2 protein-coding genes are annotated in these 922 nt (G+C 66.1%); both read right to left on the bottom strand.

Annotation, left to right across the window (positions count from 1 at the left end):
• Positions 1–158 (bottom strand): family 20 glycosylhydrolase (locus tag ACT3TZ_RS15195; protein WP_444584248.1); only part of this gene is annotated, 158 nt, incomplete at its 3' end.
• Positions 98–685 (bottom strand): glycoside hydrolase family 20 zincin-like fold domain-containing protein, encoded by a 588-nt coding sequence (locus ACT3TZ_RS15190; protein WP_444584247.1) that lies wholly within the window; start codon positions 683–685, stop codon positions 98–100. The genes ACT3TZ_RS15195 and ACT3TZ_RS15190, both read right to left, overlap by 61 nt.
• Positions 686–922: the final 237 nt, after the last annotated feature.

Raw genomic sequence — 922 nt, 5'->3', positions numbered from 1 at the left:
GTGTCCCAGTCCGGGGCACCGTCGCCATCGAGATCACGGGGCTTGATCTCGTTGTCGCTGAGATGGATCTGGAACTCGTTCATCTTGTACCAGCCCATCATCTCGATGGTGTCGTTGACGTAGTCCTCGGTGAAGAACTTCCGACCGACATCGAGCATGAAGCCCCGGGAGGCATAGGAGGGCCAGTCCAGATCGTTCCCTGCGGCAACGTGTCGAGATCCGGGGACTGCACGGCGATCTGCAGGAGGGATCGTGTCGCGTAGAACGCCCCGGTCTCGGTGGGCGCGACGATCCGGATCGTGTCCGAGACCTCGAGCCGGTACCCCTCCGTCGCGAACAGGTCACCCGCTCCCGCGTGATCGAGTGCCGGATCGTACGTGAGGACGATGTCTCCGGGCCGCGGGGTGGTCTCCGAGGGGGCCACGTCGAGTGTCACGCCGAGCTTGGTGTCGGCGTCCTCGGCGAGCGTCTCGGCAACTCCCGAGAGCTCGGCGTCCGGGACGATCCGCGCGCCATCCTGCAGGATCGTGCGGCCATGGCCTCCCTCCCATTCCTGGATCGCAGGGATCACGATCGGCGTGGCGTTGATCTCGTCCGCCATCGCCGGGAACACGGCCGTGGTCGCCACGACCGCCGTGACGGCCGCGGTGGCAGGAAGGAGCTGGCGGAGGGAGGGCATCGTCATGGGAGTCCTAGCTCTGAGCCGGGTGGGGCAGGGCGCCACGTGCGCGAATAAGACCCAAAGAACACCATCTTGCTCAGATTCGGTCAATAGTTGGAATGTCACGAAGGGATCACGGGGTCACCCGATGGGCACCGCTGGGCGTCGCCTGCGGTCTCGGCAAGACCGTCCCTCGGCGTGCGATTCTCCTGCCGTGCACCAGAGGCGCGCCGATCATCGACGCCGCGCCCCGACCTGACC

This window comes from Brachybacterium sp. AOP25-B2-12, assembly GCF_052378625.1.
GTDB lineage: Bacteria > Actinomycetota > Actinomycetes > Actinomycetales > Dermabacteraceae > Brachybacterium.
The sequence above is the reverse complement of the archived record's forward strand: the minus strand, read 5'-3'. Positions and strand labels throughout refer to the sequence as shown.

What these genes read in the sequence shown, in the direction of transcription:
- ACT3TZ_RS15190 (WP_444584247.1), bottom strand. Translation starts at nt 685, where the DNA reads ATGACGATGCCCTCCCTCCGCCAGCTCCTTCCTGCCACCGCGGCCGTC.